This window comes from Streptomyces abikoensis (assembly GCF_014648775.1).
GTDB lineage: Bacteria > Actinomycetota > Actinomycetes > Streptomycetales > Streptomycetaceae > Streptomyces > Streptomyces abikoensis.
This window is the reverse complement of sequence record NZ_BMRT01000011.1, coordinates 100,426-116,591: the sequence shown is the minus strand read 5'-3', so window position 1 is coordinate 116,591 and position 16,166 is coordinate 100,426. Positions and strand designations below refer to the sequence as shown.

Annotated in this window: 11 protein-coding genes; 10 read left to right on the top strand and 1 reads right to left on the bottom strand. The window is 74.2% G+C overall.

Annotated features, from left to right (window positions below; translation table 11 throughout):
- Positions 1 to 14: 14 nt before the first annotated feature.
- The 10 genes from IE096_RS27985 (at position 15) to IE096_RS27940 (ending at position 15,711) form a co-directional block, all read left to right on the top strand.
- Entirely contained in the window at positions 15 to 416 is a 402-nt protein-coding gene (locus IE096_RS27985) for a GPW/gp25 family protein (protein ID WP_189456378.1), read from the top strand.
- 8 nt (positions 417 to 424) lie between these two features.
- On the top strand, positions 425 to 2,599 hold the full coding sequence (locus IE096_RS27980) for a baseplate J/gp47 family protein (protein WP_189456376.1): 2,175 nt from the start codon (positions 425 to 427) through the stop codon (positions 2,597 to 2,599).
- Between the two features lie 37 nt (positions 2,600 to 2,636).
- A complete protein-coding gene (locus IE096_RS27975; RefSeq protein ID WP_189456374.1) occupies positions 2,637 to 3,170 on the top strand; it encodes a phage tail protein in 534 nt (177 codons plus the stop codon).
- Between the two features lie 17 nt (positions 3,171 to 3,187).
- On the top strand, positions 3,188 to 6,457 hold the full coding sequence (locus IE096_RS27970) for a putative baseplate assembly protein (RefSeq protein ID WP_189456372.1): 3,270 nt from the start codon (positions 3,188 to 3,190) through the stop codon (positions 6,455 to 6,457).
- Entirely contained in the window at positions 6,454 to 9,417 is a 2,964-nt protein-coding gene (locus IE096_RS27965) for a beta-propeller fold lactonase family protein (protein WP_189456370.1), read from the top strand. Before IE096_RS27970 ends, IE096_RS27965 begins: the two co-directional genes overlap by 4 nt.
- On the top strand, positions 9,414 to 10,043 hold the full coding sequence (locus IE096_RS27960; protein ID WP_189456368.1) for a Pvc16 family protein: 630 nt from the start codon (positions 9,414 to 9,416) through the stop codon (positions 10,041 to 10,043). The genes IE096_RS27965 and IE096_RS27960 overlap by 4 nt, the downstream gene beginning before the upstream one ends.
- The gene (locus IE096_RS27955) at positions 10,040 to 12,229 is read left to right on the top strand and encodes an ATP-binding protein (RefSeq protein WP_189456366.1); all 2,190 of its coding nucleotides are present in this window, start codon (positions 10,040 to 10,042) and stop codon (positions 12,227 to 12,229) included. The genes IE096_RS27960 and IE096_RS27955 overlap by 4 nt, the downstream gene beginning before the upstream one ends.
- Positions 12,226 to 13,683 carry a hypothetical protein gene (locus IE096_RS27950; RefSeq protein ID WP_189456364.1) on the top strand — a complete coding sequence of 486 codons (1,458 nt, stop codon included), beginning with the start codon at positions 12,226 to 12,228 and terminating at the stop codon, positions 13,681 to 13,683. The genes IE096_RS27955 and IE096_RS27950 overlap by 4 nt, the downstream gene beginning before the upstream one ends.
- 36 nt (positions 13,684 to 13,719) lie before the next feature.
- Entirely contained in the window at positions 13,720 to 14,577 is an 858-nt protein-coding gene (locus tag IE096_RS27945) for an ADP-ribosyltransferase family protein (protein WP_189456362.1), read from the top strand.
- A 108-nt stretch (positions 14,578 to 14,685) separates the two neighbouring features.
- A complete protein-coding gene (locus IE096_RS27940) occupies positions 14,686 to 15,711 on the top strand; it encodes a terpene synthase family protein (protein ID WP_189456360.1) in 1,026 nt (341 codons plus the stop codon).
- Between the two features lie 14 nt (positions 15,712 to 15,725).
- On the opposite strand, the gene IE096_RS27935 is transcribed toward IE096_RS27940, so the two are convergent.
- Positions 15,726 to 16,160: a contractile injection system spike tip protein gene (locus IE096_RS27935; protein WP_189456358.1), complete on the bottom strand. Its 435-nt coding sequence runs from the start codon at positions 16,158 to 16,160 to the stop codon at positions 15,726 to 15,728.
- Between the last annotated feature and the right edge of the window lie 6 nt (positions 16,161 to 16,166).

Genomic DNA, 16,166 nt, shown 5'->3' with positions numbered 1-16,166 from the left:
GCGGGAGGGCGACCGTGGACATCATCGGCGCGGGGTGGGCGTTCCCCGCCGTCATCACCGGTACGGGACGGGTGGGCCTGGCGCGCGGCGCCGAGGACGTGGAGCAGGCGATGCGCCTGATCCTGTCCACCGCGCCGGGCGAGCGGCCGATGCGGCCGGAGTTCGGCTGCGGCGTCCACGCCCTGGTCTTCGACCCGCTCGACGCCACCACCGTCGCCCGCGCCGACGCGGAGGTCCGCCGCGCCCTGGACCGGTGGGAACCGCGCATCGAGGTCGACGACCTGCTGTTCAGCATGGACACGACGGACGTCGGAGTGCTCTACATCGACATCCGCTACCGGCTGCGCGCCACCAACGAACCCCGCAACCTCGTCTTCCCCTTCTACACCCTGCCCGGCGACTCCCCGGTGGAGTGACCCCTGTCATGGCCGATCCGTCCGTTCCCCCCGCGCCGGACCCGTCCGGTGTTCCCGTCCCCGACCTGGACGACCTGCGGTTCCAGCCGCTGGTGGACGCCGCCAAACGCGCCCTCCCGCGGCGGGTGCCCGAGTGGACCGACCACAACGTCTCCGACCCCGGCATCACCCTCATCGAGGCCTGTGCCGAACGGACCGACCAACTGCTCTACCGCGTCCACCGCATGACGGCACGGCAGCGGTTCGCTCTGCTGCGGCTCATGGGCATCACTCCCCTTCCCGCGTCGCCGACGCGGATCGTGGTCGCGTTCACCCGGACCGACGGGTCGACCGGGCGGCGCGAGATACCGGCGGGCACCGTGGTGCGCACCGAGGGCGAGGAGCCGGTCGTGCTGGCGACCGTGGCGCCGCTCGTCCTGGAGGGGGCGCGCACCACGGGAGCGGTGGAGGCGGACGAGCGGCTCGTACGGGTCACCGAGGTGCTGGGCGTCGCCGACGGCCGTCCCGCCGGGCGTTTCCCGACGCGCCACCGTCCCTGGCGGCCGGGCGCCCCGGTGGCGGAACCGCCGTTCGGGCCGCCGATGACCGTCCGCGTGGGAGGCGTCGAGTGGCGGACGGTGCCGACGTTCGCGGGGGCGGGGCCGGGCGACCGGGTCCACTGGTGGGACGACGCCTCGTGCGAGGTGGTCTTCGGGCCGCTGGTCCCGGCCGAGGGCGGCGCGCGGCAGCACGGGGCGGTGCCGCCGGAAGGCGCGCGGATCGGCGCGGAGTACGACGTGTTCCGGGGCCGGGAGGGCGGGGTCCAGGCCGGCGGGCCCCTGACGGTGGCCGTGCCCGGTCTGACGGCCGTCGTCGAGACGGTCGTCGCCGCGTCCGAAGAGGCCGAGGACTGGCGGCGGGCGCTGGAACGCGCGGGCCTCGGGCTGGCGCCGTTGCGCCGCGCGGTCACGGCCGCCGACCACGAGCGGATCATCGACGAGCACGTGCCGGGGCTGGCCCGGGTCCGGGTCACGGCGCTCACCCGCCCCACCGACTCCCGCGTGCCGACGGCCCTGCAGGCACCGCCCCGCCCTCCCGACGTCCTCACCAGCGCCGTCGCCGCCCGCGATCCGCTGCGGGCCGTGCACTACTACGACGACAGCGGCGTCATCACCGCGCGCGCCCTGCCCCTGGAGCAGCAGCACGGACCCGCCGGTGACGGCGACGAGGTGCCCGGTCCCGTGCGGGAAGCGAAGTGCCTCGACGCGATGATCCGCACGGACGAGACGGCGCCCAGGCTCTGGTTCTACGGGGACCAGTGCCTCTGGGACGGGAGCGAACTCTCACGGCCCGTCAAGGACGAGTTCCCCGGACTGCCCGGCGGCGCCGACGACCCGGCGCACTCGTTCTGGGCGGACCTCGACGCGGTCGCCCTGCTCGCCGATCCACAACGCGACGAGGACGCGGATGACGACGCGTACGAACTGTTCTTCTTCAAGGGCGAGACCTTCTACCACCGCGCCTACACCTACTCCGACCGGTCCTTCGTACCGCGGGCGGAGAGCCGGGGCGTGACGTCCCTGATCTCCGAGTCCTTCCCCGGCCTCTCCCCCGAGTGCCAGGAGCAGCCGGACGCCGTGGTCGTCGTCGGCGGGGTCTTCTACTTCGTCAAGGGGACGCGGACCGAGCCCGCCGTGTGGCGCCGCGAGGACGAGCCGCTCCACGTCCTCCTCGTCCCGCACGTCACCGGTGACCCCGCCGTCCGCCCACCGGACGGCGCCTTCGGCATCCCGCCGGAGACCCTGGCCGCCGTGGTGGGCGTCGTCGACGCCTCCCGGCTGCTGGGCGAACGGCTGCGCGTCGGCGAACCCCGCTACCACTCCTTCGGGATCGAGGCGACCGTACGCCCGTGGAGCAGCACGCCGGCGGACGTCGACCAGGCCCGGACAGCCGCCGAAGGCGCCCTGCGCCGTTTCTTCCACCCCACGGCCGGCGGGCCGGACGGGCGGGGCTGGCCGTGGGGGCGGCGGGTGCACGCCGGCGACGTCTTCGCCGTCCTGGAGAAGGTGCCGCGGCTGCGGGGCACGACCGACGTGACCCTCATCGACGACGGCGGGCGGCCGGTGACCTCCGTCGAGGTGTCCGACGGCGGTCTGGTCCTCCTGGAGGACGTCGGTCTGCTCATCGCCCCCACGGACGGCTGACCCACGAACCCGACGAGCGATCAGGAGGACCAGGCCCGTGCCGACTTCCCCCACCCGTCCGCTGCCCCTGCCCGCCGTCTACGGCCACGACACCGTCGTGCGGGCGTTCGCGGCCGCGATCGGCGAGGTCATGGCGCCCGCCGAGGAACGCCTCGACGACCTCGACGCGGTACTCGACCCGTGGCGCGCGCCGCCCGCCTTCCTCGACTGGCTGGTCCGGATCACCGGGGCCCGCGTCGAGCCGGGCTGGGACGAGATCCGGCGGCGCCGGGCCGTGGACCTCGCGGCCCGTCTGGCGGCGTACCGGGGGACGCCGTACGGGCTGGGGCTGGAGGCCCGGGAGATCCTGCGCTGGGTGCCGCCGGACTTCGCGCTCGTCGTCGACGACCCGGGGCGCGTCTTCACCGACGCCGATCCCGGTCCCCGCACCGGACGCATGCTCACCGTCACCCTGACCGCCCCCGCCGGGCAGGACCGGCGGGCGCTGGAGAGCCGGCTCACGCGCCTGGTCCAGGCGCACTGCCCGGCGCATCTGCCCTTCAAGGCCGTCGTCACCATCGCCGGCTCCTGACGAGAGGTCGCTCACGGATGAGTCTGCCGACACCCGAGTACGACGGGCGGACCCGCGACGAGGTCGTCGCCGCGGCCGTCGCCGGCGTGCGCGGGAGGGTGGGTACCTGGACCGGGCAGGACCTGACGGACCCCGGCCGGGGGCTGATCGAGACGTGCGCCGACATGGTCATGGCCGTGCGCGACCGGCTCGATCTGGCCGCCGACCAGCGCCGGCTCCAGGTGCTGCGCCTGCTGGGCGTGCGGCCGTACCGGGCCGCGCCCGCGCGGACGGAGGCCGTCCTGCAACTCGCCGCGCCGTCACCGGAACCGGTGGTGGTGCCGGCGGGCCAGGAGGTGGCCACCCGGCCGGTGGGCGACGAGGAGCCGGTCGTCTTCACCACACTGACGGACGCGGTGCTCAACCCGTGCGTCCTCGTCGCGGCCGGTGACTTCACGGAGGAACGGGTGGCCGACGGCGCCCTGCAGGGAAGGCTGACCGCGTTCGGCTCCTCGGTGACGGTGGAGCCCGGCGAGTCCGCCTTCCCCGGGCCCGCCTTCCACCTCAACCTGCCCTACCTCGGCGACTTCCCCCCACCCGGGGACGTCCCGGCGAACAGGGACCCGGGGCTGATCGGCGCAGGTGGGAGCGGCTCCTCCTACGCCCTGGCCGTCCTCTCGGTGCCGGTGCCGAGCACGCGGGTGACCCTGGAGGTCGAGCTGGGCCGGGCCCCGTTCGACCGCGGGGTCGTCCCGGGCCGCTGGGAGGCCTGGCAGGGCACGCACTGGACCAGTTGCCGGGTGGCCACGGACACGGTGACCTCCCGGGACGTCCCGGGCCGGGTCTCCCTCGACGTTCCGCCCGCCCACGCGCCCGCGCAGCTCCTGCTCCGGCGGCCGGACGGGCAGGGCGGCTTCTTCGTCCAGCGGCTGCGGGACGTCGGGCTGATCCGTTACCGCACCGAGCCCGGGCAGAGCGCGCTGACGCGGGTCGCGCTCCAGCCGGTGCTCGTCGTCCCCGTCCCGGTCGTCCAGGCGCGGCTGGTGCGCGACGAGACCCTGGGCACCGCGACGGGCGCCCCCGGCGAGCGGCTCCGCTTCGCCCACCCGCCGCTCCCCCGCAGCACCGACCCCCTCGTGGTGGAAGCGGCGCTCGACGGCCGGGTGGCCCAGTGGACCCATGTCGCCTCGCTCGCGGGGTCCGGTCCCGACGACCGGCACTTCACGCTGGATCCACGCACGGGGGAGGCCGTCTTCGCTCCCGTCGTGGTCGGCGCCCGGGGGCCGCGCCGGCACGGGGCGCCGCTGCCGGCGGGAGCGGCCGTACGGATCCGCCGCTATCTGACGGGCGGCGGCGCCCGGGGCAACGTGCCCGCGCGCACCCTCACGGTGCTGCGCACCCCGCTGCCGTACGTCTCCTCCGTGACCAACCCCGCGCCGGCCGTCGGCGGCACGGAGGGCGAGTCCGCCGAGGCCTGCGCGACACGGCTGCCCCTGGGCTCTCCGCTGCCGGAACGGGCGGTCGTCCCCGGCGACTACGAGCAGCTCGCGCTGGCCGCGTCGGCGGGCATGGCCCGTATCCACCACCTCCGTGACGTCCCCCATGACGCGCTCGACCCCGCCCGCAACTACCTGCCGTGGATACCCGCGACAACGGACGTCAGCCTCACCCTGGCCGCCGGCACACAGCGGGTTCCCGCCGGGCTGCGGGTCACGACAGCCGACGGCAAGACGGTCTTCACGACCACCGAGGACGCCGAACGTCTTCCCCCGGAAGCCGTCGGTGCGGCGTCGCTGCGGCTCACCGACGGGGTCACCACGGCCGTCGGCATGTTCACCGCCGAGAACTACCGAGGGGAGTTCTCCGGGCCGTTCAAGGACGGTGGCGGGCTGGTCCTCGCGCTGGTGGAGATCCGGAAGACACACGATCCACGCCATCTCACGCTCTGGGTGGCGGTGGGCGAGGACCGGGCGCCGCAGGACCGTCTCGCGGTCTCGGTGTTCGCGCCGAGGAAGGAGACGCCGTGGTGGGACGTCTCCGCCCCGCTCGCGTACGCCTCCACACCCGCACGGACGATCACCGTGACGGGTGAGACGGGTGACGCGGAGGTCTCCGCCCATCCCGTTCCCCTGAGCGGATCGGCACGGTGGCAGGCCGCCGTCGAGCGCGGGGCACTGGCCACGACGGCACAGGACGCCGTGGAAGCGCTGGGATCCGGGTTCCCGACGGAGGAGGCCTCGTGCTGGATCGCCGTCCAGATCCTCGATCCCCAGGGCACCCCCGGCACGACGTACACGGTCTACGCCGACTCCGGAAGCGCCGGCAGCGTCCGCGCGGAGCAGTACGAGGAACTCGACGAGGGCAAGCGGCCGTTCCCGTCGTCCACCGGTGATCCCGGGCAGGCCTTCCCGTTGCTGTACGCCCCGGTGTGCGGGCCGCTCCCGACGGTCCATGTGGGGGCGGAGGGCTGGACGACCGTCACGTCGTTCGAGAAGTCGGGCCCGGACGACAAGCATGTGGTCATCAACGCCAGCACGGGCCAGGTCCACTTCGGCCCCAAGGTGACGGGGGGCTCCTCGACGGCCGGGCAGCACGGTGCCGTTCCGCCCGAGGACGCCGTCATCACGGCTCATGGCACGTACAGGACGACACTCGGCGCGGCCGCCAACGGGCTGGGCCCGGGCGAGATCCGCCTGCTGAAGGAGCCGGACGAACGCGTCGTCGGCGTGCGCAACACCTCCGCCTCGCACGGCTGCAGGAACGGCTACACCGACACCAGTGGCGGCAGCACCCAGGCCGGGGTCACGCTGATGGTCGTCCCCTTCGTCACCACGGACGAACGCGGCTGGTTCCCGTACCACATGCTCACGCCCACCCGGGACGCCTGTGACACCTTGCGCCGGGCGCTGCGGGCCTGCCAGCCGGAGGGGGTGCCGGTGTGGCTGGTGCGGCCCGTCTACCACGGCGTCCGTTTCAACGCCCGTGTGGTGCCCGCCGACTACCGCACCGCCGAAGAGCGCGCGGAGCTGCGCGTGGCCGCCGAACGCGCCCTCTACCGGTACTTCAGCCCCGTCGGCGGCGGCCGGGACGGGACCGGATGGCCGCTGGGGCGGCCGGTCCACGTGGGTGAGGCGTTCCGCGTCCTGGAGGGCGTGCCGGGGGTGGGCCGGGTGGCCACCGTGGAGATGGTCCCGGTGGATCCGGTGACCGGCGTGGAGTCGCCTCCCGTCGACCGGATCGACTGCGGGCCGCGCGAGACCGTCTATTCCGTCGAACACCGAGTCACCATCGCGGAGGTGCCCTCGTGAGTGGCCGCAACGGCGAGAACGGAGACACGGGGCCGGTGCCCCGGCTGGTGGCACCGGACTGGGGTGGGGACGCCCTGGTCGTGGCCGGCCTCGCCGTACCGGACCGTCCCGAGGTCCGCACGGTGCCGGTGGAGGGCGGTCCCCGTGCGGTGGCCGTCAGCACCGACGGCACCCGCGCCTACACCGCGAACCACGACGCCGGAACGCTGTCCGTGGTGGATCTCGGGTCCGGGGGTCTTCCGGTGCTCCGTACCGTCGACGCCGGGAAGAGCCCGTGCGCCGTGGTCGCCGGGCTGACCGGGGACCAGGTCTGCGTGGCCGCCTGGGCGGGCGACCAGGTCAGGGTGTTCGACAAGGAGGGGCTGTCGCCCGTTCCCCTGCCGGTGGGTGCCGGGCCGTGCGCGGTGGCGGCGGCCCCGGGCGGGCAGGCGAGCCGGGTCTGTGTGGTCAACGGGACGGATGCCACGGTGTCCGTGGTGGACGTGAGCACGGCCGGGTCGCCGTCCGTGGCCGCGACGGTCCGCGTGCCGGGGGCCACCGGGGCGATCGCGGTGGCACGCGGCGGGCGCTTCGCGTACGTCGCGAGCCGGGGCGAGGGCACGGCCGACGGCTGGGTGACGGTACTGGATCTCGACGCGCACGGCCGGGCCGTCGGCGCGCCCGTGCCCGTGGGGGCCGAACCGAGGGCGCTGGCGCTCGGCCCCGGGGGCGACCGGCTGTGCGTGGCGAACTACGGTTCCGCGTCGGTGTCCGTCGCCACCGTGGACCCGGACACCGGACAGGTCGGGCACCCGCGTCCCGTCCCTGTCGGCCCTCACCCGGTCGCCGTCGACTTCGCCCCGGACGGCACCTCGGTCCTCGTCGTGGGCCAGACCTCGGGCACCCTGACCGCCGTCCGCGTGGACGACCTGGCCGCCACGCGCCTGGGCACACCCGTCGGCGCGGTGCCCGCGGGGGTGGTCCACGGCCCGGAGGGGGCCTTCGCGTACGTCAGCGACCAGGCCACCGGCGATCTCGTCACCGTACGTACCGCGCCCCGCAAGACCGGCGAAATCACCACGGGAACGGGCTCGGAACCGGTGAACGTCGCTGTGTCACCGGACGGCACGTGGGCCTATGCCGCCGACTCGGTCTCGGACAAGGTGGCGGTGCTCGATCTCGATGCCCGCCGGCCCGGCACTCCCCTCGCCCTCGGCGCGCCGCACCGGCCGTGGGACGTCGCGATCGCCGCCGACCGGACGTTCGCCTGTGCCACCAGCCCCGGCTCGTCCTCCCTCCTCGTCCTCACCCCCGCCCACGGGGAGACGCTCACCTTCGACGGCGCGGTCACGGTGACGCCCATCGCCCTCGCGCCCGGCGCGAGCCCGTACGGCGTGGCCGTCACCCCGGACGGGCGGTACGCGGTGACCGCCGACTCCGGAACGGCCACGGTCTCGCTCGTCGATCCCAAGGGCGGCCGGTACACGATCGCGGCCGGAACCGTGGACTGCCAACAGCCCACCGGAGCCGCACTGTCCCCGGACGGGAAGACGTTGTACATCGCCGACTTCGCCAGGACCCCGGAGAACCAGCAAGGCGGCAGGATAGCCGTCCTGTCCCGGACCGGCCCGGGGCAGTGGCAGCCGCTGGATCCCGTCGACGCGCCGACGGGGCGGCTGTCGGGCCCGCACGAGCTCGCCCTGTCGGCCGACGGGCTACGGCTGTGCGTCGCCAACTACCAGAACGGCACGGTCTCCGTCCTCCAGCGGGCGACGGTGGACGACGCCTGGTCCTTCCACATGGCCGTGACCAAATCACCCGCCATGAAGTACCCCTACGGACTCGCCCTGACGTCCGACGGCCACACGCTCTACGTCTCCAACGCCGCCGCTCCGAAGGCCGCGGTGGAGGTCTTCGACATCTCCACGAGCCCCGCGCGACACCAGCGGACGATCACGGTCGAGACCGGCATCCCGATCCCTCCCGGCCTCGCCCTCTCCCCGGACGGACAGTACCTGTACGCGGCCGTCTCGAAGGCCTGGATGAGCGACGGCCATGCCCTGGGCACGGTGTACGGCACCGAACTGGCGAAGAACGACCAGCAGATGACCGTCGTGGCCACGTCGCCCGCCCAGCCCGTCGACAGGCCCACCGGGCTCGCCTGCCGGGACGACGGAACCCTGTACGTCGTCAACCAAGGGCGCGGTGAGGAGCCCATACGCGAAGCGTCCCTCGCCGTCCTCACGCTCGACGGGACACGGCTGGCGGTACGGGAGTCCAAGACCCTGCCGCTCGACAAGGCGCACATGCCCTACTCGATCGCGGCCGCCGCCGACGGCACGGCGTACATCGCCGATTTCGCCGCCCGGACGGTCACCGTCCTGACCTCCGGGGTGACCCCCGTTCCGGTGGGCGGCCCGGGATCCTCCCGCCCGTGGGACGTCGCCGTCACCGACGACGGCGCCTACGCGTGCGCCAGCGACCGCGCCGCCGGAGCCGTCCACTGCGTACGCCTGACGGGCGACCACGAGGTGACCTCGCTGGCCGTGGGCCGGGATCCCATGGGCGTGGCCTGCGCGCCGGGCGGCGCCCGGGCCTTCGTCGCCGACCACGGGGACGACAGCGTCACGGTCATCGCCCTGTCCGGAGCGGCGGAGGTACCCGAAGTCGTGGCCACATGGCGTCATCCGCTGATCGTCGGGCCCGAATCGGTGTCGGTGTCGGCGGACGGCGCCCTGCTCTTCGTCACCAGCGAGAACAACGGAGCGTTCCTCATGCTCGACACCACCACCGGAACCCCCCTCTTCACCGTGCCCGCCGGCCGGGCACTCGCCGGGAGCGCGCCGGATCCACGCCCCGCGACGCCTCGGGTGTGCCTCGCCGACGCCGAGGGCTCGGCCGTGGCCGTGGCCGACACCACGGCGCTCGGCCTCGTCGGCCCGGCGAAGGCGGCGTTCGACCCGCGGCAGGCCCGGCGATGATCCAGCTGGTCGACCGCGCGCTGGCGGCACGCGTCCGGCAGGACATGACCTGCCTGCCCCCCGATTTCACGATCACCTTCCAGCCGCCCGGCCGCGAGAACGGGCTGGGCGAGACATCCGGTTCCGAGGCGGTCGGCATCTATCTGTACGACATCCGCGAGGACCTGGACCGACGGCAGACCGGCACGGTCCACCAGTACGCGGGGCTGCCCCTGGGCCCACTGGGAATGCTGCGTTTCAAGCAGGCGCAGTTCGACCCGCCCCGCTACGCCCGGCTGTCGTACCTGGTCGCCGCGTGGGCGCCGGACGCCCTCACCGCCCACCACATGCTCGGCGATCTCCTCGTGGGCTTCGCCCGCGACCGGGAACTGCCCGTGCGGCTTCCCCCGGAGCTGGAGGAGATGGAGCTGACGACACTGCTGGACGTGGGGCACCCGCCGACGGAGGACCGTGCCCTGACCGAACTGTGGAGCGCCGTCGGGCACACGCTCGTCCCCACCGTGAACGCGACCGTGACCGTCCCCCTGCTGTCGTTCACCCCGGAGACCTACACCCACTGGGTGACCGAACCGCCGGTCGTCAACGAGAACATCAAGCCCCGTCCGGCGCCGGGGGACACGCGGTGACCGCGCCCACCGCACGCTCCCCGCGCACGCCCGTGCCCGTCCCCGGGGACTGGCTCCTGGCCAGGCTGGCGGTCGTCGAGGCCACCGTGCGACGAGCCATCGCCTGGCGCACGGGCGAGGACCCCACGGCCGCCGATGCCGCGCTCCCCGAGCTCGAGGAGGCGCCCTTCGACCCGTTGCGCGGGCTCTACGTCTCCGACGACATGGCCCCGCACCTCCTCGACGCACCCACCGGTCCCCTGCCGGCCGGGGCCTTCGAGGACGCCCTGGCCGCCTCGGTGCGTGCCCGGGAGGACGCGGCGGCGGCCATGGGCGCGCCGCCGCCCCTGCGCCGGCTCGCCGACGGGTTCGGTCTGGACGAACTCGCCGCCCAGGTCCTGCTGATCGCGCTCGCTCCCGACGTCGACGCCCGGTTCGAGCGCTGCTACGGCTACCTCAACGACGACATCACCTGCCGGCACGCCACCATCGGTCTCGCCCTGACGCTGTGCGGCGTCCCGGCCGCGTCCGCGACCGCCCGCCGGCTGTTCTCCCCCGACGCGCCCCTGCGGGCCGGCGGGTTGCTGGAGGTCGTCGACGCCGCGCGCCCGTATCCGACACGGGGGCTGCGCGTCCCCGACCGTGTCACCGCGCATCTGCTGGGCGACGACGGCGTGCCGCCCGCGCCACCTGCCCTGCTCCCTCTGGAGAACGGCCCGCTGGAGAACGGGCCCCTGGCCGAGGCGGTACGGCATGTCGCCCGGCTGCTCACGCGCCCGTGGCCCGTGTATCTGCGCGACAGCGTCGACGGCACCGCCACGGCCGTCGCCCGGGCGGCCCTGGCCGCGTCGGGCCGTCAGGCGCTCCATCTGGACCTTCAGGACGCCGAGCACGCGGAGCCCCCGGCGGCCGTGGCCGTCCGGGGCGCGCTGCTCGAGGCGCGGCTGCGGGGCGACGGGCTGGTCGTCGGTCCTCTCGGCTCGCACGACGACCGGTGGACACGCGCCCTGCTGGCGCCCCTCGCCGACGTACCGGTGCCCCTGGTGCTCACCGGAAACCGGCCGTGGGACGCCCGTTGGACGCGCACGCCCCCCGTGCCGGCCGACTGCCCGCCGCTGACCCGCGCCGAACGCGTCGCGCTGTGGCGGCACGCGCTCTCCTCCCCCGTCCGGGCACCGGACCCGACGGCCGACGACCACGCCACGGCCGGCCCGGCGGCGGGCGACGCCGCCGTGGCGGCCGGCGCCCGGTACCGGGCGGGCCCCGCCCGCATCCACGCCGTCGCGGCCGCCGCCCGCCGGCAGGCAGCCGCGCGGGGCGTGCCCGTGGACGCCGCCGCCGTCCGGGAAGCGGCCCGCTGCTGGAGCGGTGGCGCGCTCGGCCGGCTCGCTCGGCCCGTACGCCCCGCCGTCACCTGGGACGACCTGGTGCTGCCCGAGCGGCCCCACGAGCAGTTGCGCGACCTCGTCCGGCGCGTCCGTCACCGCGACCGCGTCCTGGGACAGTGGCGGATGCGCCCGGGCGGCGGGCGCGGGCGCGGAGTCGGCGCCCTGTTCAGCGGCGGGTCCGGGACCGGCAAGACCCTGGCCGCCGAGGTCGTGGCCGCCGAACTGGGCCTCGACCTCCACGTCGTCGACCTGGCCACCGTCGTCGACAAATACATCGGGGAGACCGAGAAACACCTGGAGCGGATCTTCACGGCCGCCGACGCGGACGAGGCCGTCCTCCTCTTCGACGAGGCCGACGCCGTCTTCGGCAAGCGCACCCCCGCCCAGGACGCCCACGACCGCTACGCCAACACCGGCACCTCCTACCTGCTGCAGCGCCTGGAGTCCTTCGACGGCCTGGCCCTGCTGACCACCAACATGCACGGCAACATCGACCCCGCGTTCCTGCGCCGCCTCGACCTCGTCGTCCACTTCCCCGCGCCCGACGAGGCCCTGCGCCGGGCCCTGTGGGAGCGCTGTCTGGGCCCGGCCGTGCCACGGGACCGGGACGTCGGCCCGGCCGGGCTCGCGGCGCTCGCCTCGGCCTTCGACTTGTCCGGTGGTGCCATCCGCTGCTGTGCCGTCACCGCCGCCTACCGCGCCGCCGACGCCGGCCGGCCCGTGGCCATGGCGGACCTGCTGGTGGCCGTCCGCGAGGAGTACGCCAAGCTCGGCCGCTACGTGGACGAGTCGGCCTTCCCCCAGGAGGCGCGGTCGTGAGCCCGCACCCACCGACCGCCGCCGTTCGCGTGGAGGCGCCCGCCCCGGTGGCCGCCGGACCGGTGCCGGACACGGCCGCGACCCTGGCGGAGCGGCTGCGGAACCTCCAGCAGGAGGCCGGCAACGCCGCCGTCGCCCACGCCCTGACCGGCCCCGCCGGACGGCGCACGGCCGGACGGCGCACGGCCGGGGCGCCGTTCGGCCATCGCCGGGCGCTGGCCGCACCGGGCTGGCACCAGGCGGCCGAGCTGTACGAGCAGCGGCTGGGTGCCGCGCTGGCCGCCGCGCCGGAGGTGGGCCGCGCCGCCCGGACCGCCGTACTGCGGCTCCACGAAGTACTGAGCCGGGGGTTCGGCCCGGAAGCGGCGGCGGGCGCGTTCCTCAAGGACGACCCGCACAGCGCGGGCCAGGTCGGCACCGAGGGCGACCCCGGGGAACGGCTCCTCCAGTGGACCGCGCCGGACTCGTCGGCCACCGTCCGTGAACTGGTCACCGCCTTCTACAACGCCGCGTACTACAAGCACGGCCCGCAGCCCCGCCCCCACCCCGACGAGCGCGCGGTGTCGCTCAAGACCCTGCTGCACCGCGTCGTCCTCGGCGGGGACCCGCGGCTGGCCCACGAGCTCGGCCTGGACACCGAGGCCCTCGACGCCCAGCGCGCCCATCTGGCCGGCACCGCGCGCGGCCTCCTCAGCCGTCTCCCGCACCCGCTGGGGCAGCAGTTCGGCGACGACGTCTTCGCCCTCGGGAACCTCACGGTGCGGCAGGGCGCCGGCACGACCCTGTCGATGGGCCGCAGCCAGCGCCGCCGCACGGAGCGCCCGGACCCCTCGACCGGCCCCGGCAAGCGCACGCTGCGCGACTACCGCGACCTGCGCGTGCCGCTGAGCGAGGCCGAGACCGCCCACGCCCGCCGCAGCACCACCGAGCTGTCCGTCGAGGGCGTCGGCGACGACCTCGCTTCCCGGCGGCACACGGTCACTCCCGAGGCGCTCTGGGCCGCGATGACCGGGCCGGGCGAGGAGGGGCCGGAGTTCCCGCTGCCCTGGGCCTCCGGGGAGGCGGTCTTCGCCATGAGCCCCGACGACGGCTGGTACCGCAAGCACCACGAGCGCGGCGCTCCCCTGGTGGCGGGCATCTCCGGGACGACCACCCGGATGCTCAGCGCCTTCCACTGGCTGCGGGCCGTACCGGGCGCCGGCACCGGGGGCGGTGGCGCGTCGGAGCTGTCGGAGCGCGGGTTCTTCCTCGCCGTCGCCGCGTGGATGCTGACCGGGCGTGACCATTCGCTGTACGAGATCCTGCGGGGCGCCAAGGCCGCCGGGCTGCCCGCGCTCGCGGGGCTGACGGCGTCGTCGAAGGACGTCGCCCGGATGTACCGGGACTTCGACGCGTTCGTCAGGGACACCCTGCCGACGGCCGTGCTGCCCGAGTTGCCGTACGCGGCCACGTAGGAGGAGAAGGCGCTCGCCGCCCCCGGGGACGGGGGCATGGTCACCGTGGACGACCGTACGGTGGCCGGGGCGCGCCGCAAGCGGCGGGCCCTCCTCCGGCGGCGTCCGGGCGCCGAGCTGACCGACTGGCTGGCCGGGCAGGGTCTGACGGGGGCGGAGGCGGACGCGGAGCGGTCCCGGCTGGGGGCCGAGCTCCGCCTGCCGTACCTGCTGGCCCTGGCGCAGTACACCGGGAGCAACCATCAGCTCGTCAACCGTGTCCTGGCCGCTCCCGGGGCCCTGGGCCCGGCGGGTGTGCACCGGCTGGTCGACGAGATGATCTCTCTGCTGAAGCAGGGCCTGCCGGTCGAGGTGCCGTACGCCGCCTGGCGGGACCCGGAGCTCCAGCGGCTGATCGACGCCTACCGGGCGGCCGGGCTGTCCGACGCGGAGCGCTCGGTGCGGCTGGAGGCCGTCCGGGGGCGGATGCACGGCCTCGCGGACACACTGCGGGCCGAGGCCAAGTCGCATGCCGACATGCTCGTCGAAGCGCTGGACAGACTGCCGCCGGTCGAGGGCGTGGTGTACCGGGCGGGCTGGGAGCTGGTGCCCCGCACCCGCATGACGTTCAGCGGCTTCACCAGCACCAGCCGCAGCCGGGAGGAGGCGGAGAAGTTCCTGCCGCTCCAGCATCCGCCCGCCGGGGGCCGCCGGGTGCTGTACTGCCTGGAGCTGACCGGGCACAGCGGCAGGGACATCGCCTACTTCTCCAGGGAGCCGGACGAACAGGAAGTGCTGCTCCTGCCGAAGGCGGCCTTCACGGTGAACATGCGCGACCGCGGCGAGGGAACGGTGGTCGGTGGCCGGCACATACGCTACGACTTCGTCTGGGCCACGGAAGTGGCGGGCTCCTGACCGGTCCTCATACCACAGGTCGGGGCCGACAGACCAGAAGACTTGTCACATGGGCCCCTGCCGGTGATCGTTGGATCTCCTGGATGTCAGCGAGGAGGGGGATCACGCATGCCGCAGAATGTTCCGCTGGACATTCCCTTCGAGGTACGCATCAGCCCGGACGTCGAGGCCGCGAGCGCCCGTCACCTGAAGTGGCTGAAGGCGGAGGGATACATCACCAGCGCGTCCAACGCCGAACGGTATCTGACGTGGGCGGTGGCGGAGCTCGCCGGCCGTTTCCACCCCGACGCGTTCGGGGACGACCTGGAACTGGGCATCCAAGGGCAGACGTTCTACTTCTTCTTCGACGACCTCTTCGACAGTCACCTGGGCAGGGACCCGCTGGCCGCCTACGAGGTCTGCCAGGAGATGGCCACGCTCGCCCGGCGGAGCCCGGGCGCGCCCTCGGCCGAACCCACGTTCCCGCTCGCCCGGCTGTGGCTCGACCACTGGGAGCGGCTGCGGCAGGGCATGTCGCCGGCCTGGCGGGAGCGCGCCGCACGCCACTGGGAGCAGTACTTCCTCACGTACGTCACCGAGGCGGTCAACCGCAGGGCCGGCCTCGTCCTGGACATGAACCGGTACCTGGCGTTACGGCGGCTGGCGATAGGCGTGGAGGGCGTCCTGGACACCACCGAACGCTGCGGGGGTTTCGAAGCGCCCCCGGAGGTCCACGAGAGCACCCTCGTCCAGGAGATCCGCGAGATCACCGCGGAGGTGGTCATCCTCACCAACGACCTCCACTCGCTGGAGAAGGACGTGGCCAACGGGGAACCGGACAACGCGGTCCTGCTCCTCCGCCGCGAACACGACTGCTCGCAGGAGGAGGCCGTCGACCTGCTGCGGGAGATGGTCCACCGACGTGTCGACCGCTTCCGCCGGCTCGCCGACCGGACGCACGAGTTGTGCGCCTCCCTGGAACTGTCCCCGCGGCAGCGTGAGAGCACCCACCGCTTCCTGGAGGCGAACCGGGCCTGTATGCGCGGGAACTACGACTGGAGCCGGGCCACCGACCGTTACAGCCGGGTCGGGGTCGGCTTCGTCCAGCGGTCCCCGCGCATAGAGGACACCCTCGCCACTCTCAAGGATCTATAGCCCGAACAGCGCTGTTATCCGGCTGTCACAGGGCGTACGCGGAGACAGGTGAAGGTCGCCGTTCCGGGGTACTTGTTGCCCACCGCGTCAGTCGCACCGGAGGAGTTGCTCGCCGGGCCGACCACGGTGAGGGTCAGCTCGAGCGGGCCGCCGTCGACGACGGCTTCCGTCACGCCGTGGCCGGTCCTCGCGTATGTGGCACGGTTCTGGGCGGGAACCTTCAGCTGAACGCTGCCCGTTCCCGCCTGGGGGAAGGCCAGGGTCGCATAGCCGACGGGAATGACCATGGTCTCGATGTCGTCCGGCACACAGGCGGGGAGCCCTTCGACACGGAACCCCGCCGTGCCTTTCGGGATGGGGATGACGACCGGGGACGGTGGGAAGAAAGCAGCCGGGGGTGTCAGGGCCAGGGTGACGGTGTCACCCTGCCTGACCACGGTCTTCTGCATGGGTTC